General features: G+C 54.2%; 18 protein-coding genes. 17 read left to right on the top strand and 1 reads right to left on the bottom strand.

Going from position 1 to position 22721, the window contains the following annotated elements; genetic code table 11:
• The 17 genes from FFS57_RS18185 to ispH form a co-directional block, all read left to right on the top strand.
• On the top strand, nucleotides 1-1778 hold a 1778-nt coding region (locus FFS57_RS18185; RefSeq protein WP_212749164.1), incomplete at its 5' end, for a M66 family metalloprotease.
• 546 nt (nucleotides 1779-2324) lie between these two features.
• The gene (locus tag FFS57_RS18180) at nucleotides 2325-3296 is read left to right on the top strand and encodes an ABC transporter substrate-binding protein (RefSeq protein ID WP_137939235.1); all 972 of its coding nucleotides are present in this window, start codon (nucleotides 2325-2327) and stop codon (nucleotides 3294-3296) included.
• Between the two features lie 90 nt (nucleotides 3297-3386).
• Nucleotides 3387-4208 (top strand): ABC transporter permease, encoded by an 822-nt coding sequence (locus tag FFS57_RS18175; RefSeq protein ID WP_137939234.1) that lies wholly within the window; start codon nucleotides 3387-3389, stop codon nucleotides 4206-4208.
• Between the two features lie 10 nt (nucleotides 4209-4218).
• Complete coding sequence (locus FFS57_RS18170; RefSeq protein WP_137939233.1) at nucleotides 4219-5013, top strand: ABC transporter ATP-binding protein; 795 nt, start codon at nucleotides 4219-4221, stop codon at nucleotides 5011-5013.
• Between the two features lie 54 nt (nucleotides 5014-5067).
• Nucleotides 5068-6924, top strand: coding sequence for a sensor histidine kinase (locus tag FFS57_RS18165; RefSeq protein WP_137939232.1), 1857 nt, complete (start codon nucleotides 5068-5070; stop codon nucleotides 6922-6924).
• The gene (locus FFS57_RS18160) at nucleotides 6917-8269 is read left to right on the top strand and encodes a sigma-54-dependent transcriptional regulator (protein ID WP_137939231.1); all 1353 of its coding nucleotides are present in this window, start codon (nucleotides 6917-6919) and stop codon (nucleotides 8267-8269) included. Before FFS57_RS18165 ends, FFS57_RS18160 begins: the two co-directional genes overlap by 8 nt.
• Nucleotides 8270-8389: 120 nt before the next feature.
• Nucleotides 8390-9352 carry a bifunctional riboflavin kinase/FAD synthetase gene (locus FFS57_RS18155; RefSeq protein ID WP_137939230.1) on the top strand — a complete coding sequence of 321 codons (963 nt, stop codon included), beginning with the start codon at nucleotides 8390-8392 and terminating at the stop codon, nucleotides 9350-9352.
• A gap of 67 nt (nucleotides 9353-9419) precedes the next feature.
• The gene (gene ileS, locus FFS57_RS18150) at nucleotides 9420-12242 is read left to right on the top strand and encodes an isoleucine--tRNA ligase (RefSeq protein WP_137939229.1); all 2823 of its coding nucleotides are present in this window, start codon (nucleotides 9420-9422) and stop codon (nucleotides 12240-12242) included.
• A complete protein-coding gene (lspA, locus tag FFS57_RS18145; protein WP_137939228.1) occupies nucleotides 12235-12702 on the top strand; it encodes a signal peptidase II in 468 nt (155 codons plus the stop codon). Before ileS ends, lspA begins: the two co-directional genes overlap by 8 nt.
• Before the next feature lie 168 nt (nucleotides 12703-12870).
• Nucleotides 12871-13683 carry a BPSS1780 family membrane protein gene (locus tag FFS57_RS18140; protein ID WP_137939227.1) on the top strand — a complete coding sequence of 271 codons (813 nt, stop codon included), beginning with the start codon at nucleotides 12871-12873 and terminating at the stop codon, nucleotides 13681-13683.
• Between the two features lie 11 nt (nucleotides 13684-13694).
• Nucleotides 13695-14378: an RDD family protein gene (locus tag FFS57_RS18135; RefSeq protein ID WP_137939226.1), complete on the top strand. Its 684-nt coding sequence runs from the start codon at nucleotides 13695-13697 to the stop codon at nucleotides 14376-14378.
• The gene (locus FFS57_RS18130) at nucleotides 14375-15346 is read left to right on the top strand and encodes a stage II sporulation protein M (protein ID WP_137939225.1); all 972 of its coding nucleotides are present in this window, start codon (nucleotides 14375-14377) and stop codon (nucleotides 15344-15346) included. The genes FFS57_RS18135 and FFS57_RS18130 overlap by 4 nt, the downstream gene beginning before the upstream one ends.
• A gap of 4 nt (nucleotides 15347-15350) precedes the next feature.
• A complete protein-coding gene (locus tag FFS57_RS18125; RefSeq protein ID WP_137939224.1) occupies nucleotides 15351-16880 on the top strand; it encodes a hypothetical protein in 1530 nt (509 codons plus the stop codon).
• On the top strand, nucleotides 16877-17992 hold the full coding sequence (locus tag FFS57_RS18120) for a DUF4350 domain-containing protein (protein WP_137939223.1): 1116 nt from the start codon (nucleotides 16877-16879) through the stop codon (nucleotides 17990-17992). Before FFS57_RS18125 ends, FFS57_RS18120 begins: the two co-directional genes overlap by 4 nt.
• 8 nt (nucleotides 17993-18000) lie before the next feature.
• Nucleotides 18001-18984, top strand: a complete 984-nt coding sequence (locus tag FFS57_RS18115; protein WP_137939222.1) for an AAA family ATPase — start codon at nucleotides 18001-18003, stop codon at nucleotides 18982-18984.
• Nucleotides 18985-18986: 2 nt separating this feature from the next.
• Complete coding sequence (locus tag FFS57_RS18110) at nucleotides 18987-20300, top strand: DUF58 domain-containing protein (RefSeq protein ID WP_249384060.1); 1314 nt, start codon at nucleotides 18987-18989, stop codon at nucleotides 20298-20300.
• A gap of 98 nt (nucleotides 20301-20398) precedes the next feature.
• On the top strand, nucleotides 20399-21331 hold the full coding sequence (gene ispH / locus FFS57_RS18105; protein WP_137939221.1) for a 4-hydroxy-3-methylbut-2-enyl diphosphate reductase: 933 nt from the start codon (nucleotides 20399-20401) through the stop codon (nucleotides 21329-21331).
• Between the two features lie 63 nt (nucleotides 21332-21394).
• Here ispH and FFS57_RS18100 read toward each other — a convergent pair whose 3' ends face one another.
• Nucleotides 21395-22522, bottom strand: a complete 1128-nt coding sequence (locus FFS57_RS18100; RefSeq protein WP_137939220.1) for a M14 family metallopeptidase — start codon at nucleotides 22520-22522, stop codon at nucleotides 21395-21397.
• Nucleotides 22523-22721 lie beyond the last annotated feature (199 nt).

Genomic DNA, 22721 nt, shown 5'->3' with positions numbered 1-22721 from the left:
CCCCTGGACAGCTGGTGATCTCCAAATTCGAGACCGCGCAAACGCATGTATTACCTGAGGCCGGGCTGACATGGAAAAAGTCTGACGGGTCCGAAATGGGTAGACTGCATCTGACCGGGCAGCGTGATACGTTGGTCATGGTTGATCTGGGCGCTGCTACACCGACCCGGCCAGTACTAGAAGCCTGGAACAACAACGCAAAGCTGGGTCAGGTAACATTGAATACACCAGACAAGCTGCCCGTTACCGAAGCCAACGGCCCAATTTATGCAAGTAACCGCTACAGCGCAATCCTGCCCGCAGCCTGGATCAGGCCAGGTGTCATGTTGCGTGTCTCGGCAGATAACTACAGCGCCAGTGATTACAAAAAACCGGAAGTCGGCGTGGATATCGACTTCAATATGTGGATCGTGCCGATGTATCTGTTTGGTGCCAACGACACCAACACCCAACCTTATTCGGTCGTCGGCAATCCAGACAAGGCCACTTTCGACGAGCTGTACGCAAAATGGCCAGTGGCGCGGCTGAACATGAAAAATCATCCACTCAAACGTATAGACTGGCCTTATATTATTGTTGGCCCACGCAACAGCGGCCCGGCGTACAAAGTAGAAAATGCCGATCAGCAAAAGGACGGCTACGACGTCATGAGCGCAGCACTAGGCATTCTCAGTGCAATTCGTGAGGCCAATGGCGAAGCTGGTACCAACAGTCAGCATTATGCGCCATTGTTGATGCTGGGTGCCGATGGCAAGTATTCAGGACCTGGCGGCGGCCTGGGTGGCGGCTCGCGTGGTACAGGTGACCATCGCTATGCAGGCATCTTCATCCATGAGCAAGGCCATGCTTTCGGTATGCCCCATGCCGCCGATGGCTACAAAAGCGGCAGCTACCCATATATCAACGGTAGTTTGCTAGGATCAGGCTGGGGCTATGACCTGGGTCGAAACACTTTCCTGTCGCCTTATCTGCCGCAGGATGCCGACACTTTCAAAAACTGCAAGACCGATACAAATCGCATCAAGGACAAGGAAGGCCGCTGCATCAAGCAAGATCCAATGCAAGGGGGCTCAGGCGATCAGGCAAAGGGCTATCGCTACACCATGTTTGCTGACTTCAATGCTGGCGTGATTCAGCGCTACTTTGAAGGAAATACCACTATCGACAAGGATGGCAAGCGCAAGTACAACGGCGGCACGATCTTCATCGACAATGCCTCCTCAACCAGCTACAGCCGCTGGGATAGCATTGACAAGCGTCGTGTCGAGTTTACGCCAACGACAGAAAGCAGCGGGTTATGGGGCTTTGACAACGGCCTGCCGAATCAGCGCGATGTCGCGGTTCACACAATCATCATTACCCATAGCTTGGCCAGCACAACCAACATGTCGCAGATCTATCCGGTCCTGTCCTACCAAGGTAATCTGCGCCGCAATATTGACCCTACAGTGGCTTCACAACTGGCTGAGATCGTACCAAACACCGGCAAGTATGCCTGGTATTGCCATGCCAGCGGGTGTGACTTCACCGTACGCGTCACATTCAAGGATGGCAGCAAGCAGCACGTCCTATTACAAAGCGGCATGCGCAGCTGGTTCTCGCCCTTGGGTAGCGTCCCGGCCAGCAAGCTTGATCCGAACAATGGCGACAGCTTCCAGATTTGGGGGGTCAACGTACCCGGTAACAAAATAATCAGCAAAATCGAGCTACTGGAAACACCGATGGCTTGGAATGGCATTGGCAGCAATCCCAAGGTACTGATCAGTAAAACACTATGATGACTGGCAAGAAACAACGCTTGCCTTGACGTCATCCCTCCAGCGGCGGTATCCGATCCATTGATCGGGTACCGCCGTTACACCTTGGCTCACTACCATTTGCCCTGCAGCATGCCAACTACCATGCACCATTGATCCAGCCATTGCCACTTTCTGCTCAGCAGTCACGTAGGCACTCAGGTATGACGGCAATGTCATTGATGATGCTTGCAGGTGACCTGCCGTTCCTTCTGACCTCTTACCCACCTCCAACATACCGACTGCCAGGTCGCACCTAGCTTGGTTTGGCCACGTCCGGATTTACACAAGCCAAGGAAGCCAACTTACAATGGCCTAGACTTTGCTGGCTGGGCGTGTCACGTATTCCGGAACGAATAGTCAGACGATTCTGGAAATCCGCCACATACAACCCACCTTGCCAGAACCATGCCTTGCTTTATCAGCCAGTTAGGCCTTCACCTTTGCTGGCATTGCATTTGCAATGATCACTTTGCTTGAAAAGCAAAACATGCGATCGATCGCATTCATATAACAGGAGATATTCGAATGAAACCATGTATTGCCAGCCTTGCCGTTGCCGCTACTTTTGCCGCTGCTGCACCTTCATTTGCCGATGAAGCCATTCGCTTGGGCAACCTGAAGTTCGCCCACTATGGCGCAGTGTCCTACATCAAGGAAATCGCCCCGAAATGTGGCATCAAGGTGGAAGAACGCATGTTTGCGAAAGGATTGGACATCATGCCAGCCATCATTGCAGGCGAGATCGATGTGGCTGCCAGCGCAGCTGATGCCGCGGTGGCCGGCCGGGCCGGTGGCGCACCCATCTATGCGGTAGCCGGCTTCGCCAAAGGCGGCGTGCGTATCGTGATTCGCCCGGATCTACCGATCAAATCCATGGCCGAATTGAAGGGCAAGAAAGTAGGCGTGGCCCGGGGCGGCGCACAGGAGCTGGTGCTGGCAGCCGAGCTGGCCAAAGCCGGACTGAGCTGGTCGGACCAATCCGGCAAAGATGTGCAGATCGTCTATATGGCCTTCGCCGATCTGAATCAAGCGCTGATGTCGAAAAACATCGACGCCATGGCGCAGTCAGAGCCACAATCGTCACAAGCCATCAACAAAGGCTTTGGTAAAGAATTGCTGAAACCGTATGACACGCCATTGGGCGAACCCATTCGCACATTGGTGGTGAGTGAGAAATTCTATACCACCCGCAAGGCAGAAGCGCAAAAATTCATGAACTGCTTTGTGCAGGCCACCAAACTGTTCATCGACAATCAAGCCGCTGCCGAGAAATACGTCCGCGAGAACATGTTCAAGAGCCAGATCAGCAAGGATGACTTCGACGACGCCATCAGCAACTCCCCGTTCAGCTACGACTTGAGTGTCGAACACATTCAGACTACCACCGACATGATGGTGCAGTACAAAGTTGGCAAGATGGCCAAACCACCGGTCGCCAAAGACTGGGTCAAACTCGACCTGCTGGAACAGGCCAAGAAAGCCAACGGTATCAAGTGATTCGTCCCCACATTGGCAGCCATACCTGTATAAGATACCGGTGACAGGATGGCCACCAATGTGATCCGCTGTTTGTCTCAAGGAGTTGCTATGCCATCCTCTTCCATCCGAACCTGGGCTGCGGGCGCCATTGTGCCAGCTGCCATATTGATTCTATGGCAATCTGCGGCCAGTCTGGGCTGGGTCAATCCGCAAATTCTACCCTCACCAACCGCCGTATTGATCAAGTGGTGGGCTTATCTGCTACCAACCGAGGCCTATACCCCCGAGGCAGGCAGTTACGCCAAATGGTTGTTTTCCGGCGAATTGATCCACGACGCCATCGGCAGCCTGTACCGCGTCTTGCTTGGTTTTGCCATCGGAGGTGGACTGGCCTTACCGTTGGGCCTGTCGATGGGCGCCAGTCAGCGGGTATATGGGTTGATGAACCCGTTGATCCAGGTATTACGGCCGATCCCTCCCATTGCTTACATTCCGCTGTCGATTCTCTGGTTTGGCCTGGGCAACCCCCCAGCGGTATTCCTGATTGCCATCGGCGCCTTCTTCCCTGTGTTGATGAACACCATTGCCGGGGTTCGCCATGTGGACTCCATTTACATCCGTGCTGCCAAGAATCTGGGGGTAGGCAATCGCGATATGTTTGTCCGGGTGATGTTGCCTGCAGCGACACCGTACATCTTGTCAGGCGCCCGCATTGGCATGGGAACCGCTTTCATTGTGGTCATCGTGTCGGAAATGATCGCTGTCAACAATGGCCTGGGTTTTCGTATTCTGGAAGCACGTGAATATTTCTGGTCCGACAAAATCATCGCCGGCATGCTGACTATCGGCCTGCTGGGCCTGTTGATCGACACTGCCATGAACAAGCTGAACAACCACCTGCTTCGCTGGCATCGTGGGCTGGAAAACTAAGGAATCCCACATGACAACCCAAATTCATATCGACAACGTCCAGAAGGTTTTTCAGACCGCCGACAAACCTGTGGTGGCACTGAAAGATATCAATCTGACTATTCCACACGGCCAGTTCGTTTGCCTGCTCGGCCCATCTGGTTGCGGCAAATCCACCCTGCTGAATGCAGTTGCCGGCTTCAGCCTGCCCAGCAATGGGCAGATTATCGTGGATGGCAAGACTGTTCGTGAGCCGGGACCCGATCGAGGCATGGTTTTTCAGGAATATGCGCTTTTCCCTTGGATGACAGTTTCGCAAAACATCGGGTTCGGGCTGGAGATCAAGGGCCGCAGCAAGGCTGATATCAAGGAGCGAGTCGAATCGTTGCTGGCCAAGCTGCACCTGAGCGACTTCCGTGACCGGTACCCGAAAGACCTGTCTGGCGGCATGCGTCAACGTGTTGCCATTGCGCGTGTGCTGGCACTGGATTCGCCCATCATGCTGATGGACGAACCCTTTGGGGCGCTGGATGCCCTGACCCGCCGTACCTTGCAAGATGAATTGCTGAAGATCTGGGCTGAGTTTGGCAAAACCATTTTGTTCGTGACCCATTCGATTGAGGAATCCATCTATCTGGCCGACCGGATCGTGGTGATGACCTATCGTCCTGGTACCATCAAGCGCGATGTACTGGTCGACCTGCCACGCCCACGTGACCCCAGCAGCGCAGCCTTCAACGACCTGAAGAAGGAACTAGCCTGGCTGGTCATGGAAGAGCAACAGCGCCATCAGGCCGACGAAATGAAGGCCCTGACCACTGACTGACCCTGCAGCGCCCGGCAATTACATGTCAGGCGCTGCTACAGTAGACTGCTCACCATGTCACGACTGTTGATTCCTCGCCGACGCCTGCCCCTGACTGGCCTCCTGTTGTTACTCTCGTCTGCCATGCTGTGGCTGATCATGAATTGGGCTGAACGCACCGAATTGGCGAGGTTGCAGGCGGCCGGTAGCCATCGACTGGAAATCTACGCAGGTAGCCTGCGCAACACCGTTTCACGCTACAGTTATCTGCCACGCGTATTGGCATTAAATCAGGAAGTACGCGACCTGCTTGCTCATCCACAAGACCCCACCTTACAAGCCCGGGCAAATCGCTATCTGGAAACGATCAATCAGGAAGCCGGCTCAGCCAGCCTGTTCGTGCTGGATATCGACGGCACAGCGATTGCCTCCAGCAATTGGCGCGAGGCGGGTTCCTATATCGGCAACCACTACACCTTCCGGCCCTACTACCAACAGGCCCGTGTGGGTCGGCCTGGCCGCTTCTATGGCATCGGCACGACCACCGGCCAGGCGGGCTATTTTCTCAGTCTACCGATCTACCAGCAGCGTGCCCTGATCGGCATTGCCGTGGTCAAGGTCAGCCTGGATGCCCTGGAAGCCAGCTGGAAAGCCGGTGCTGAACAAGTCCTGGTGGCCGATCACCAGCATATCGTGTTTCTGGCAACGGATACCCGCTTGAAAATGCGGGCTCTGCAACCCGTGCCACCCGCAGTTCAGTCTGTTATTCGCGACTCACGACAATATACGGCTACTCACTTCCCAGCCTTGCCGGTGCATATTGATCGACCCGTCGATGTCAACACTGCTGTCTGGCAGTTGTCAGATGCCAACGGCCAAACTCAGCAATTTCTGACCCAACGCCTGCCCCTACCTGAATTCGACTGGCAAATGTTGTTGCTGACCGATGCAGCCTCGGCCCGCCGTGCCAGCCATGCCGCACTATATGCTGGTGTGCCGACCTTGGCTGCCATCTATTTCGGTCTATTCGCCTACCTGCAACGGCGTCGACGTATTCGCGACAACCTGGCAGCCAAGGCATTGTTGGAACAAGCCAATAATGTGCTGGAACAGAAAGTTGCGGATCGCACGCAAGATCTGCAGCAGATCAATCAGGCGTTATCTGACGAGATCCGTGTGCGCCAGCACGCCGAGGCAGAACTGCATGCCACACAGAACGAACTGATCCAGGCTGCCAAGCTGGCCGTATTGGGCCAGATGGCTGCCGGCATTACTCATGAATTGAATCAACCACTGGCGGCCATGCGCACCTTGACCGACAATGCCCAAACCCTGCTGGCCCGCCAGCAATCAGCGGCCGTACAAAGCAATCTGAATTTGATCGCCAACCTGACCGACCGCATGGGACGTATTACCAGTCAACTGCGCTCGTTTGCCCGCCGTGGTGGAGACGATGCCCGTCCGGTCTCCCTGCAAGCATCGTTGTCCGCCGCGCTGATGTTGCTGGACCAGCGCATTCGCCAACAGCAGGTGGACATTGACATGATCTTGCCACGCGATGATTACTGGGTCGTGTTTGAGCCGATCAAGCTGGAACAGGTCTTGATCAATCTGCTGCGCAACGCACTGGATGCATTGCAGGGGCGCGCCGACCCACGTATTGTCATCCGGACCCAAGTCCATGAAACACAGATCACCTTGATGCTTCAGGACAATGGGCCGGGCATCGAGTCAAACCATCTGCCACGACTGTTTGACCCTTTTTTCAGCACCAAACGGGATCACGACAGCATGGGCCTCGGGTTATCGATTTCGCTAGCCATCGCCCACGAATTTGGGGCAGAGCTGACCGCTGGCAATCTACCGGAAGGCGGTGCCTGTTTCAGCTTGATTCTGCAAGCCTCACCCCAGAAAGAAGCCACCCATGCCTGACGCTCTGCAAGTCTGTTTCATCGACGACGAAGTGCTAATTCGCCACGCAACCCAGCAAACACTTGATCTAGCCGACATCCCCGCGACGGTGCACGAAACCGCAGAATCTGCACTGGCCACCCTGAACACGGATTTTGCTGGGGTTGTCGTCAGCGATGTGCGCCTGCCCGGCATGGATGGCCTGCAATTGCTACGACGCATTCACACCATCGATCCGGAGCTGCCCGTCATCCTGATTACCGGCCACGGCGACATCAGCATGGCCGTGGGTGCCATGCGTGACGGAGCTTACGACTTCATTGCCAAGCCTTATCCTGCCGATACGCTGCTCGACAGTATCCGCCGCGCCCTTGATCATCGTCGACTGGTGCTGGAAAACCGTTGCCTACGGCAAGCGCTCAGCCGGCAACAAGGGCTGGACAGCGTGTTGCTGGGCAATGCCCCAGCCATGGTGCGATTGCGGGCCATGATTGCGGCCCTGGCCGATACCGACGCAGACATGCTGATCTTTGGGGAAACCGGTTGCGGAAAAGAAGTGGTTGCCCGTTGTCTGCATCAGTTTTCCTCGCGCACTGGTAAACCTTTTGTCGCCCTGAATTGTGGCGCACTGCCTGAAAGCGTCTTCGAAAGTGAAATATTCGGCCATGAACCCGGCGCTTACACTGGTGCTCAAAAACGCCGAATCGGTAAGATTGAGCATGCCAGTGGCGGTACACTGTTTCTGGATGAACTGGAAACCATGCCATTACAATTACAGATCAAGCTGTTACGTGTCTTGCAGGAACGCACATTGGAACGCTTGGGCAGTAATGACGTTGTTCCTGTGGATTGCCGCGTTGTTGCGGCTACCAAATCGGATCTGCAACACCTTGCCGACCTTGGCCAGTTCCGTGCCGACCTCTACTATCGGCTGAATGTGATCACCTTGACCTTGCCCCCATTACGCGAGCGCCGGGAAGACATCCCGCTATTGTTCGAACATTTCACCAGGCAAGCGGAAATGCGTTATCGTCGAGAAGCCAGACCAGTTGATGCAACCACCCGTGCTCGCTTGCAAGCCCATCATTGGCCAGGCAACGTACGCGAACTAAAAAATGCTGCCGATCGCCACGTACTTGGCATCCCGTTGTATGCCAGCAACACGGTCACGCCACGCAATCTGCCAGAACTGATCGAGGATTATGAAAAAACCTTGATCATGGAAGCCATGAAGCAAAGCGCACAGCAAGTGACACAAGCCGCAGAACAGTTAGGCATTCCACGCAAAACCTTATACGACAAATTGAAGCGCCACGGTCTGCACGGCGACACCCCAGCCCTGCCTCAGGCAGATCAAGGCAAATAGTGGTGATTACATACTGCAAACTAAATATCAGCAGAGCCTAGACCCGGCTCCCCTCAAGCCGTTACAATTCAATCCTTTTCGGCCATACGTTGTTCGCGCCCTTTTTCACAGTCACCCGGCATGCAGGTTTTCCGATCCCCCTTTTCGTCTGATAACACGCCCTGTGCGTTGACCATCGGCAATTTCGACGGTGTCCATCTTGGACATCAAGCCATGTTGCGAAAACTGGTCAACGTGGCGCGCAGCCGTGGTCTACCTGCAGCCGTCATGACCTTCGAACCGCATCCACGCGAGCTGTTTAGTCCTGATGCAGCACCTGCACGCCTCACCAGCCTGCGCGAAAAGTTGGAATTATTGGCCTATCACGGTATCGATCGCGTCTATGTAGTGCGCTTCACTCCTGCTTTTGCCGGATTGAGCGCCCAGGCCTTCATCGAGGATATGCTAGTTCGACGCTTACAAGCGCATTATGTGCTGGTTGGTGATGATTTCTGTTTTGGTGCCAAGCGAGCAGGTAACTATCCACTGCTGGTTGAATCAGGTCGGACCTTGGGGGTCGAAGCCGAGGCAATGCACAGTATCATGGCTGACCAACTACGTGTATCCAGTACAGCAGTGCGTGATGCATTGGCCACTGGTAACTGTTCGTTGGCGACCCGCCTTCTGGGCCGCCCTTATTCCATCAGCGGACGGGTCGTGCATGGCGACAAAATCGGCCGGACCTTGGGCTTCCCGACGGCCAACATCCAGGTGAAGCACAACAAGCCGCCGCTGAAAGGCATTTTTGTCGTCGAGGTGCACGGCCTCGATCAACGTATCTATCAAGGAGCAGCCAGCCTTGGCTTGCGCCCGACCATCACTGCCAATGGGAGAGCCACGCTCGAAGTCAATTTGTTTGACTTCGGGCGCAGTATTTATGGCGAACATCTGCGGGTGGATTTTCTGGCCAAGCTGCGTGACGAGGAGAAATATGCCAGCCTCGACGAGTTGACTCAGGCCATTGCCCGCGACGTTGACAACTGTCGCCGCTTTTTTGCAGCGCGAGACTCAATTTCATCCCCATCCATCAGCCACGCAGGTTGAACTGAACCCTGCCGCTTTTGCGATTAGAATGGGGACATACCCAATATTTGCTTGAGACCACAACGACATGTCTGATCACAAGAATACTTTGAATCTTCCCGATACCGGCTTCCCAATGCGTGGTGACTTGGCCAAACGCGAACCGGGCATGGTGGCCCAATGGCAGCAACGTCAACTGTACAAAAAAATCCGCGATGTTGCCAAAGGCCGCCCGAAGTTCATCCTGCATGACGGCCCCCCCTATGCCAACGGCGATATCCATTTAGGCCATGCGGTCAACAAGATTCTCAAGGACATCATCGTCAAGTCCAAGACCATGGCCGGTTTTGACGCACCTTATGTGCCGGGCTGGGATTGCCACGGCCTGCCGATCGAGCACCAGATCGAAAAACTGCATGGCAAGCATCTGGAGCCAAATGCCTTCCGCAAGCTGTGCCGTGAATTTGCTGAAAGCCAGATCGAACGCCAAAAGGTCGACTTTATCCGCCTGGGCATCTTGGGTGACTGGGATAAACCTTACAAGACGATGGAGTTCAAGACCGAAGCCAATATTGTCCGTACGCTAGGTCATATCCATCAGAACGGCTTCCTGTATAAAGGCGCCAAACCAGTTTACTGGTGTCTGGACTGCGGTAGCTCGCTGGCTGAAGCCGAAGTGGAGTATCAGGACAAGAATTCGCCCGCCATCGATGTGGCTTTCCGCGTCGTCGATAACAACGCTTTGGCAAAGGCTTTTGGCACGCACGTCAACGGTGAAGCAGCCTATGCCGTAATCTGGACCACCACACCATGGACCCTGCCAGCCAACGAAGCGGTCAGCGTTCATCCTGAAGTGGTATACGACCTGATCGAAACCGAAAAAGGTTTGCTGATTCTCGCCCGCGATCTGGCTGAGTTTGCGCTGCAACGTTATGGTCTGGAGTCCGTTGAAGTAGTCGGCCAATGTACTGGCGCACAATTGGAGCACCTCAAGCTCAAGCACCCATTCATCGACAAGGAGGTGTCGATCATCTGCGGCATGCACGTCACCGTCGATGCAGGTACCGGTTTGGTCCACACCGCCCCTGCGCATGGCCTGGAAGATTATCTGGTCGGCAATCATTATGGTCTGCCAGTCAACAATCCGGTTGGGCCAGATGGCAAGTACATCAGCAGCCTGCCACTGTTTGGCGGTATGAATATTTGGGATGCCAACCCCAAGATCCTGGAAACCCTGGAAGCCAACGGAGCACTGCTGGTACACAAAAAACTACAGCACAGTTACCCGCATTGCTGGCGCCACAAGACGCCAGTCATCTTCCGTGCCACCAGCCAATGGTTCATCGGTATGGAAAAAGCCGGCAACGAGGGAGAAACCCTGCGCCGTCGTGCGCAGAAGGCCGTTGAAGATACCCAATTCTTCCCATCCTGGGGTCGTGCGCGCCTAGAGGCCATGATCAACAACCGCCCTGATTGGTGTGTTTCCCGCCAGCGTTATTGGGGCGTGCCGATGACCTTGTTTGAACATAAAGAAACCGGTGAACTGCATCCCCGTACCAGTGAAATACTGGAGGCCGTGGCACAACGCATCGAACAAGGTGGCATCGAGGCTTGGTTTGCACTGGATGCCAAGGAGCTGCTGGGCGACGAAGCCACGCAATACCACAAACTGACCGATACCATGGACGTGTGGTTCGACTCTGGCTCTACACACTATGCGGTGGTTAAGCAACATGCCGACATGGTGCGCCACGATGCCAGCGATGACTTCCCGGCCGATCTGTATCTGGAAGGTTCCGACCAGCACCGCGGTTGGTTCCAGTCCTCCCTGCTGACCGGTTGCGCAACCTTTGGCCACGCCCCTTACAAGCAATTGCTGACCCATGGCTTTACCGTGGATGCACAGGGCCGTAAGATGTCGAAGTCATTGAAGAACGGCATCGAACCACAGGAAATCTGCAACAAATTGGGTGCGGACATCCTGCGCCTATGGATTGCCTCCAGCGATTACTCCGGCGATTTGTCACTGTCCGAAGAAATCCTGAAGCGCGTGACCGAAAGCTATCGCCGTATCCGTAACACACTGCGCTTCTTGCTGGCCAATCTGGCTGATTTCGATGCCAAGACCCAACTGGTACCATTTGATCAGCTGTTGGAAATCGACCAATACGCCATCGTCCAAGCCAAGGCATTGCAAGATCGTATCGCCGAATTCGCCGGCCGCGAAACAGGCAGCCACTTCCAGCGCTACACCTTCCACCATGCAGTGCAGGAACTGACCACCTATTGTTCGGAAGACCTCGGGGCGTTCTATCTGGATATCCTGAAAGACCGTTTGTACACCACAGGCGCCGACTCCTTGCCACGCCGTGCCGCACAAACCACCTTGCATCACATTACCCACAGTCTGGTTCGCCTACTGGCGCCAATCCTCAGCTTTACCGCTGAAGAAGCCTGGGGCTGGCTGACTGGCAACCAGGAAGATTCCATCTTCTTCCATATGTGGTATGACTTCCCAGTGGTCGATGTCACACACGGAGAGCGCTTGGTCACCCGTTGGTCACAGTTGCGCGAGTTCCGTTCGCAAGTACAGAAACAGATCGAAGAAGTCCGTGTCGCTGGCGGCGTTGGTTCATCGCTGCAAGCGGAAGTGACCATCACCGCTTCGGGCGATCTGCATGACCTGTTGGCATCACTCGGCGATGACCTGCGCTTTGTGTTGATCACCTCGCAATCCAAGCTGGTCAAGGCCGAAGCAAACGAAGTCACCGTGGCACCGAGCCAGTATGTGAAGTGCGAACGTTGCTGGCACTATCGTGCCGATGTGGGTAGCAATGCCGCCCACAGCAATTTGTGCAGCCGTTGCGTCAGCAACCTGCATGGTGAAGGCGAGGCACGTCGGCATGCGTAAGTGGTTATTGTTGGCCCTGATCATCGTCATTGCCGATCAGGTGACCAAATTGTGGATTGACGGCAACCTGTTCTATGGCCAGACCATTCCGGTGGTGCCGTCGTTCAACATCGTCAAAGCCTACAACCCCGGTGCGGCATTCAGCTTTCTGGCTGATGCCGGGGGCTGGCAGCGACACTTTTTCAGCTTGATTGCCATTGTTGTTTCTGGTGCGATTATTTGGATGTTGCGTAAGCAATCGGATAATAAGGTTTTGGCGACCTCGCTAAGTCTGATTCTAGGCGGTGCCATCGGCAACCTGATCGACCGCATTGCGTATGGTCATGTAGTGGACTTCATTCAGGTTTATTATCAGCAACTCTACTGGCCTGCATTCAATATCGCCGATAGTGCCATCACTGTTGGGGCTGCCTTGATGGTGATCGACAGCTTTCGTAAGCAACCTGCCTCGCCTACTTGACCCACCACGCACGGAACACCCGGGGAAACCCGGGTTTGCCGTCTGAATCCTCCGTCTCACCTGAATGCTCTGCTATGATCCAGATTGCATGCCAATGCGCACAACTTTGTATACACAGCCCGTTGGCAATCGATTGCGAATTGCAGCATACCTATAAAGGGAGAAAACATGTCCACACCACCCGGCAGTAACCCTTACGCAGCGCCGCAGGCTGTTGTTTCCAGGCCATCGGAAACCTTCGACGGTAATTTCATTCCCAACGGCCGCAGTGTTGGTGCAGGTCAGGGTGCAAGTTGGATTGGCACCGGCTGGAACCTGTTCATGCGGGCGCCGATGATGTGGGTATTGTTGTTTATTGTGCTGTTCATCATGATCATGATCATGGCCTTCATTCCATTACTGGGCAGCATCGCCATCAACCTGCTGATGCCATTTTTTCTGGGTGGCGTCATGCTGGGCTGCCGGGAACTGCAGCAAGGTGGCGAATTACGCATTGATCATCTGTTTTCTGCCAAGGAAAAACTGGGTGATCTGGTCCTGGTTGGTTTGATCTACCTGGGTGCTTTCATCCTGGTCTATATCGCACTCGCCATCATCTTCATGGTCTTTTTTGGTTTTACCGCGCTGGCCGCCATTTTTGGCGGTGGGGGTGATGCCTCTTCGGCGATTGCGCTTGGCGGTTTGGGTATTGGCATGGTGCTGTTCTTCCTGCTGGCTATGGCTGTCAGCATCCCGATTCTGATGGCTTATTGGTTTGCACCTTCACTGGTGGTATTCCATGACATGAAGCCATTTGATGCGATGAAGATGAGTTTCAAGGCATGCATAAAAAACATTGTCCCATTCCTGATATACGGTCTGATCGGGTTGCTACTGACTGTTCTGATCGTCATCACCTTTGGCCTGGGCATGCTGGTCATCTCCCCTGTGTTGATGGCGTCGATCTATGCCTCATATCATGACATTTTCATTACTGAATAACATTCCGTTGCATGCTTGATACACTCCGCGTCATCTCCACACCCGAAGGTGTGGAGTTGACTCTTCGGCTAGCTGGGCCAGTTTCCCGCGGGTTGGCCTGGTTGATGGATGTCATTATCCGTCTGGTGATCTTTGCAGTCTGCTCTGCCACACTGGCCGGCCTGGAACAGTATGGCACCGGCATGGCCATGATTCTATGGTTTCTGCTGGAGTGGTTTTACCCGGTCATCTTCGAGGTTTACCGGCATGGCGCTACGCCAGGTAAGTCGTTGATGAAATTACGCACAGTGATGGACGATGGCACCCCCGTTTCCTGGGGGGCGTCGATGACGCGCAATGTGTTGCGGGCTATCGATTTCATGCCACTCATGTACGTGACTGGCTTTTTGTCGATGATCATCAGTTCACGATTTCAGCGGTTGGGGGATCTCGCCGCCGGTACCGTTGTGGTCTACAGCAACGAACAACGTTATGGCCAGATGCTGCCGGATGCACCGATTCAATCGCCCAGAACTCGACTCCTCCCCACAGAACAACGCGCAGTCATCGATTTTGCCCAACGTTTGCCAGGTTGGACCGACGAGCGCGCCGACGAACTGGCCAGCCTTGCGGAACCATTGGTAGATCAGCGCAAGACCATTGCACCACGCCTGCAACTGGTCGGCATCGCCCGTTATTTGCTGGGGCAGCGATGACACAAGAGCAATTTGAACTACAACACCAAGCCACATGGCAAGCATTCGAGCATTGGTTGAATGGTCGCCACAAGAAAGCAACGATTCAGGAGGTCACACTGCAGGCACGTGACATTCCGGCAATCTATCGCGATGTCTGCGCCCACTTGGCATTGGCCCGTGATCGGCAGTACACCAGCGCCCTGCTGGATAGACTCAATCAACTGGCCCTGCAAGGCCATGAGGTGCTCTATGGCGCTCGAACTGGCGTCAGTACCAAGATTGGGCGGTTCTTCACACGTGACTTTCCACAATTGGTACGTGAACAACGTGGCGTCGTGTTCATTGCTGCTGCACTCTACTTCGTTCCGTTGCTGATCTGCATCATCTGGCTGCAGCAGGATCCAAAGCTGATCTATCACATCATGTCCACCGCCGAGGTTAAGAATTTTGAGCAGATGTACCAAGGCGAAATGATGAAGAATGGGCGCGATTCGGGCGCCGATTTCATGATGTGGGGCCACTATATCGGCAATAATATCAAGATCGATTTCCAGTGTTTTGCCGGAGGTCTGTTGTTTGGAATCGGCACAGTGTTCTATCTGGTCATGAATGGCATCATGCATGGCTCAGTTGCAGGTTATCTCACCCAAATCGGTGCAGGTGAACACTTCTGGGGCTTCGTTTCAGGTCACAGCGCATTCGAACTGCTGGGCGCAGTGATGTCTGGTGCCGCTGGCCTACGTATCGGCATGGCATTGATTGCACCAGGCCTTTACAGTCGCGCCACGGCCCTCAAGCATGCCGCCAAACCTGCTGTTGGCCTTTGTTTCGGGGCTGCCAGCATGACCTTCATTGCTGCGTTCATTGAAGGCTTCTGGTCTTCCAACCAGTGGGCACCATTTGAGTTCAAGGTCGGTCTGGGCATCACACTGTGGATTCTGTTGCTGATTTATTTCGTGTTCGTGGGGCGTCGACATGCAGCTTGATCGGATGTCCCTTGCCCTGCGTAGTCGCACGCCATGGGAAGCGCTGGATCTGGGCGTGGCAATGTATCGTCAACTGGCATTCCCGATGTACCGTGCCGTGCTACCCGCAATCTTGGCCATTATTCTGCCATTACTATTGATCTGTTGGCGATGGCCGATGCTTGCCATGATGCTGGTCTGGTGGCTGAAACCTGTGTATGAACGAATCATTCTGCATTTCTACTCACAAGCGATTTTCGGTAGCCATCCGGGCTGGCGGGAAACGTTATGGGCGCTTCCAAAGTTGTTGCGCCATTCTGGTACGATCTACGGCCTGACAATAGGCAGGGTTTCGCTTTCCCGTACGTTCCGCCTGCCGATTCGACAACTGGAACATCAATCTGGCAAAGCGTGCAGAGATCGACAGCGTGTACTGGATCGTGAAGGCCGTTCGCAGAGCATCTGGATGGGTATTGTGCTGGTACATATGGAGGCATTCCTTACTTTTGCCATTCTGATGGTATTGATCATTCTATGGCCAGACAGCATGGTATCGCCGGAATGGTCCAGTATCTGGGAGCCCATTACCAGTGAAGAAACCTCATGGCAATGGCTGAGTAATGGCCTTTGGCTGACGGCCATCTTGATCACTGAACCGTTATATGTAGCATCCGGCTTTGCCTTGTATTTGAATCGACGCAGCCAGTTGGAAGGATGGGATATTGAGCTGACATTCCGGCGACTCACTCATCGCAATCGTGGTAGCCACCACCTCAGGCAAGTCATGAGCTGGCTATTGGTGGGTACCTTACTGTGTCTACCGCTCATGCAATCAGGCACGGCCTATGCCAACCCACCAGCCAAACCCAGCGCCACTCCTTCACAAGCCAAACAGACCATTGACAACATCGTGGCTCGACCGGAGTTTGGCCACTATGAACACTATACGGCATGGCGGCTCAAGCCACGTATTAACCAATGGTTGCGGGAATGGCTGGATACAGATAAGCGATCCAAACATGACGCATCGGAAAATGATCCACACTGGTTGCTGGGCTTGCTGGAGCTCCTGGCCAGCAGCATGCGTTGGCTGGTCTGGCTTGTTGGTGGCCTGTTGATTGCGTTAGCCGTTGCTTGGCTATTACGACATGTCAGATTTGAAGCTGGCAAACCCAGTTGGCGTAAACGGATGCCACCCGCTGCACTATTCGGCCTGGCGATCACACCGGAATCCTTGCCGGCCCATCCGGGCCAAGCTGCACAGACATTAGCCGCGCAGGGCAAATTGCGGGAGGCTTTGTCACTGTTATATCGGGCATCGCTATCGTCACTGGTGCACGATTACCAATTACCTGTTGAACCAGGCGATACCGAACGAGATTGCACGCTGCGCAGTCGAGCGTTGATTTCCGTCGAGGCACATCACTATTTCAATGAGCTGGTGACTGCATGGCAACATGCCGCCTACGGTCACAACCTTCCCGCCCTCACGACAATCGAGTCACTTTGCACCCGTTGGGCCAGTTACTTTCTGCAGCGGGAGACCAGTGAATGACACGATTTCTCAAATGGGCCACCCTCATTCTGGTCACCGGACTGATCGCGTTCATGATCAGCGCGGTCGAGACTTATCCCAATTCCCGCTGGGTTGCCGCCAGTGGCGATGCTGCAACCGATGCTTACTATGCCCTGCGGCTTTGGCTGGGTAAATTGGGTGCAAAACCACATCGCGTGTTGACCCTGGCAGAGCTTGAAGACCTTCCCCCCTCAGCCACCCTGATGTTGGGCGATCGCCGCGATTCATTTATCAAACCCGCCCACGTCGATCAGTTGCTGGGTTGGTCCAAACGTGGCGGCCATTTGTTCATCGAAGCAGAACAACCTGATCAAAACGATCTACTGCTGGATGCACTGGATATTGACCGGGAGGCGATTGAGAATGCAGTGAAGAATAACGACTTGCCACTTGATGTCACTCACATCAAGCTTGGCGCATATCAGTTCAAAGTACAGTTCACGCCATATCAAAACCTGCTGACAGATCGCAAGGATGCCCAATGGACGATTAACGATGCCAGCGGCTTGCGCATGCTGCACCTTCAATATGGCCGTGGCCGCATTACCGTTCTGTCCAATTTTGATTTCATGGTTGAAAATGCCTTATCTCGGCATGATCATGCTGACTTTCTGTGGCAAGTGCTGAACCAAGGCGGCAAACCAAGCCCTGTATGGATTGCTGCCTTCATCGAGGGCGAAACGACCTGGACTTGGCTCAGCCGTAGTGCCCTACCTTTGATCATCACTGCTCTGGTGCTGATACTGACATGGCTATGGCATGTTGCGCCTCGATTCGGGCCAATCCAGCCAGATCCGCAGCCCGTCCGGCGTCGACTAGGTGAACATCTTGCAGCCGTGGGCCGCTTCTGGTGGCAGCATGGCATGCAAGCCTGGATGCTCACTCAAGTACGTGAATGGGTAACTCGTCGCTTGAGCCAGCAGTACCCTGCACTGGCCTCGTTGCCAACGGCTCAGTTGATCACCCAACTAAGCGAACGTAGCCATCTGACACCTTCTGATATCGAGGCTGCACTTCACGGCCAACCCAAACGCAGCGATGCATTTCTACGCTGCATCCAATCCTTGATCCGTATTCATCAATCCTTGTAGGCAAAGACATGACGCAAGATCCGACATTCGAATCCCGACTGGGCGAAGCCGTCAAAGCCCTAGATGCCATGCGCGATGCCATTGGTCGCGCACTGGTCGGCCAACGCGATATCATCGACCAAACCCTGATTGCCTTACTGGCAGGCGGACACGTATTGATTGAAGGCGTCCCAGGCTTGGGTAAGACCTTGCTGGTCAAGGCCCTGGCCAAAACCTTCAATGGCGATTTCCGGCGTATTCAGTTCACGCCGGATCTCATGCCATCCGATGTGACTGGGCATACACTTTATGACCCTGCCACCGGCAAATTCTCGACCCGTAAAGGTCCAGTTTTCACTCATCTGCTGTTGGCAGACGAAATCAACCGCGCTCCCGCCAAAACACAAGCAGCATTGCTGGAAGTCATGCAGGAACGACAGGTCACCATTGAGGGGGAAGCACACTTGCTGGACGCCCCGTTCATGGTGTTAGCCACCGAGAACCCGATTGACCAAGAAGGAACCTATCCCCTCCCTGAAGCGCAGCTGGACCGGTTCCTGCTGAAGATTCGCATTGACTATCCCACGCTCGATGAAGAAACCCGTCTGGTCAAGCAGGTCACCAACGGTGCGGTGGGCGAGCAGCTAGATGTCAATGTCGTCCCGACATTGATCAAACCAGCCACAGTACTGGCGTTGCAGGAAATGGCGGCACGCATCATCCTGGATGATCGGGTATTGGATTATGCAGTTCGCCTGACCCGTGCCACACGCGAATTTCCACGCCTGGCCAGTGGCGCAGGCCCTCGTGGTGCCATTGCCCTGGTGCGGGCCGGCAGAGCCTGCGCATTGTTGGCTGGGCGCACGTTTGTCACGCCAGATGATATCAAGCAGATTGCACTACCCACCTTGCGCCATCGGGTCATACCTGCACCAGAAGCCGAGATTGAAGGTACCGATGCCGACCGCTTGCTACAGCAATTGCTAATTGAAGTCGAGGCGCCACGCCAATAACCATGTTGCAACCCAGCCGCCTACTACTTGCGCTACTACTGGTGCTACTGGCACTGGCTGTAGCCACTATTCCCTGGCCTGAGCTGCTTCAGGAGCCCTGGCGTATCGTGCTGCTTGTATTGGGCGGTGTCGCATTACTGGATGCCATCTTGGCACTGCGAACCCCTTTGCTACTGACAGTCGAACGTGAAGTGTCTGGTGTGATTCCGGTCGGGGTGGAATCCACAGTCAAACTGACATTGCGCCACACCGGCAGCCTACCCATCAAAGCCTTGTTATATGACCATCACCCCATGGAACTGGCCTGTCAGGATCTGCCTTTGCATATTCGTCTACCAGGTAAGACGGGGATGCACTTAAGCTATCAAGTACGCGCCACTCAACGTGGCAGCTTTCAATTTGGGCGGGTCGAAGCACGGCTGAACAGTCCGCTCGGCCTGTGGCAACGCACCGTGCGACTCGGCAGGGAACAGACCATTCGCGTGTTCCCAAACTTCGCTAAAGTGGCAGGTTATGCATTGCTTGCAACCGCCAACCGCCTGAGCTTGCTGGGTGTGCTTCAGCATCGTCGGCGCGGGGAAGGCATGGAGTTTCACCAATTACGCGAATATCGAGAAGGTGACAGCCAGCGCCAAATAGACTGGAAAGCCACTGCTCGTACGCGCAAACTGATTTCACGTGAATATCAGGACGAACGGGATCAACAGGTCGTCTTTCTGTTGGATTGTGGTCGCCGTATGAGTGCGCAAGACGGCGAGCTATCACATTTTGATCACGCCTTGAATGCCTTGTTGTTACTCGGACATGTCGCGTTAAGACAAGGCGATGCGGTCGGACTGCTGACCTTTGCCAGTGAACAGGCGCGCTTTCTGTCACCACGCAAGGCCAAATCAACATCCACGTTGTTGATGGATTCGCTGTTCGATCTGCAACCAAGCAATCAGTCGCCGGACTATGTCCGTGCCGCATTGGATTTGATGGCTCAGGTCAAGCGGCGTAGCTTGGTCATCTTGGTCACAAGCCTACGTGATGAAGATAATAGCATTCTCTTGCCCGCATTGAAGCTGCTGCGCGAACGTCATCTGGTCGTACTAGCCAGCTTGCGCGAAGAGGCACTGGAATTATCGCACCACATGGTCAATACCCTTGACGATGCGCTCACCTTTGCCGCCACGGTTGACTATAACAACAGTCGCCAGCATGCCTTGCGGCAATTGACGGCCAGTGGTGCTCGATGTCTCGATGTTGTCCCCGAGCAACTACCACTGGCGCTGGTCAATCGGTATCTGGAATTGAAGCAAAGCCATGTACTTTAGACACTAAAGCACACAGAAGCCGCCAAACGCCGGTTTCGCCATAGACAAAAGCCTAGTAAAATAGTCGGTTGTTCCAACCTATTCTTCAGTTGAGTGCCATGCAAGTTCTTCTCGCCAACCCTCGGGGTTTTTGTGCCGGTGTTGACCGCGCGATTGCCATTGTTGAACGCGCACTTCAGCAGTTTGGTGCCCCCATCTATGTGCGCCACGAAGTCGTCCACAACAAGTTCGTAGTAGAAGACCTGAAACGCAAAGGTGCCATCTTCATTGAAGATCTGTCGGAAGTGCCGCCAGGTAGTACCTTGATTTTCAGTGCCCACGGTGTATCTCAAGCTGTACGCCAGGAAGCAGAATCACGAGGCCTGAAAGTTTTCGACGCCACCTGTCCGTTGGTGACCAAAGTGCATGTGGAGGTCAAGAAAATGCGGGAAGGTGGCTATGAAATCGTAATGATTGGCCACAAAGGTCATCCTGAAGTCGAAGGCACTATGGGGCAAGCCAATGGCGGGATGCATTTGGTAGAAACCGTTGCAGATGTGGCCAACTTACAAGTCGGCAATCCCGAAAAACTAGCTTATGTTACTCAGACCACCCTGTCGGTAGATGACGCCGCTGCTGTCGTGAACAGTCTACGCACCCGCTTCCCAGCAATTATCGGGCCAAAGAAAGATGATATCTGCTATGCAACCCAAAACCGTCAGGATGCGGTGAAGAAGCTGTCTGCAGAGGCTGACGTGGTGGTGGTGGTTGGCTCGCCCAACAGCTCCAATTCCAATCGCCTGCGCGAAGTGGCTGAGAACCTTGGTCGTCCTGCCTATATGGTGGACAATGCTGAGCAAATTCGCGCAGAATGGTTTGCGGATCAGCAACGTGTTGGTGTCACCGCCGGCGCCTCTGCACCTGAAGTACTAGTACAAGCAGTCATCGCCCGTATTCGTGAACTTGGTGCTGGTGCCGTGGAGGAACTTCAGGGAGTGGAAGAGAATATCGTGTTCTCGTTGCCCAAAGGGCTCAATCAGCCTGCAGCTTGATTGAAATAAGCACAGCAAATAAAAAGGGGGAGCCCAGCTCCCCTTTTTATTTGTGTAAATTTATCAGCGCAACTGATCAATCACTGCCAAAAATGCCTGTAGCGTGCTGGCACCCAACTTCTTACTACGCTCCCCGCTCCAACCATATTCTTCGTCTGGCAGGTTGGCGTTGTCCTTGAATGGCATTTCCAGGGTATAGGCCAGGCAGTCGAAATGCTGACCAACATAGTTGGTGGCCAGTGTCAGATTTGCTTCTCCCGGCTTGTCTCGCTCATAGCCGAATTTGTCCTGAAAATCAGGGTTGGCTAGCGCCAAGTTGCGCTTGAATGCATCCTCCAGTATGTGCAGCCGATCACTGTAATTTGGATTGCCTTCACAGCCCGCCACAAAGATATAGGGCAATGCCTCGTCACCATGCGCATCCAGGAAAAGATCCACACCAATCTGATGCATTTTTTGACGCACCAGAAACACTTCCGGGCTACGGTCCATACTGGGCTCCATCCACTCCCGATTCAAGTTCGCACCAGCTGCATTGGTTCGAAGATTGCCACGCACTGAACCGTCAGGGTTCATGTTTGGCACAATGTAAAAGTTGGCTTTCGCCAACAGGCTACGGGCGATGGCGTCATCTTCATCCAGCAGGCGCTCCAGTAGCCCTTCGACAAACCACTCAGCCATGGTTTCACCTGGATGTTGACGTGCCGTCACCCAGATCTTACGTTTTGCTGGGTCCTGATCACCGACAATCAACATATCAAAATCGCGGCCATCCACTGTACACCCCAGGTCTTCCACTTCACACCATGGATTGTCGGTGGCCATGCCGATCAAATCCAGATGCCGCTCGTGAGAGTACGGTTCAAAATAGGCGTAGTACACACTATTGGCTTGTGGTGTGTGATCGATGACCATTTCCTTGCCATCGAAACGCGTAGACACTCGGAACCAGTGTTCGCGGTCATATGACGCAACTGCACGATAGTCTTCCCAACCCTTGGCATAGGAAGTCTCACCCGCGTTCAGAATTCTCATTGAACATGGTTGATTGGCTGCCCCTTGCAAACGGAAATAGAACCATTGCAGGAAATCGGAATGTGAATCCTGACGAATCTTGAGTTGGATATCGTCAGCACGTTCAGTATTGATGACTTCAATACTGCCAGCGTCAAAATGAGTACTGATCTTCATGGAATCGGCCATCTGCGTGGAATGCCGGGCCAGCCGGCGATAACGTGATTATCCTGCAAACCTAGAGCCGGTGCATATTGCATCACGACAAAAAAAGAGGACGGCCAAAGCCGTCCCAAGGGATCGAGGTAAGACTGCTAAAACAACAACAACGAACTACCAACAACACACTGCAAGGACTACCAGCCCCATGCAGGTC

This window comes from Chitinivorax sp. B (assembly GCF_005503445.1).
Classification (GTDB): Bacteria; Pseudomonadota; Gammaproteobacteria; order Burkholderiales; family SCOH01; genus Chitinivorax.
This window is presented reverse-complemented; position numbering and strand designations above follow the sequence as displayed.